Annotated in this window: 1 pseudogene; it reads left to right on the plus strand. The window is 70.9% G+C overall.

The features are described from left to right. A pseudogene (locus tag E4K09_RS14225) lies at positions 1-223 on the plus strand (L,D-transpeptidase family protein); the annotation flags it as partial.

Consider the following 223-nt stretch of genomic DNA (forward strand, 5'->3'; position numbering starts at 1 on the left):
CTTCCACGGCTATGAAACGAACCAGCGTCGACATCATCCGCGTTCACCGTTCTCCCCTCGATCACCGCCGGGGCCGGCTGACGGCCGGCACTCTCACTCTCCCCTGCGCGCTCGGACGTTCAGGGACGAGCCGCGCCAAGCGCGAAGGCGACGGCGCCTCGCCGGTCGGGCGCTTTGGCCTGCTGCAGGCCTTCTACCGGGCCGATCACGGTCCCCGGCCCCG

Origin of the sequence: Microvirga pakistanensis, from assembly GCF_004458765.1 — a bacterium.
Classification (GTDB): domain Bacteria; phylum Pseudomonadota; class Alphaproteobacteria; order Rhizobiales; family Beijerinckiaceae; genus Microvirga; species Microvirga pakistanensis.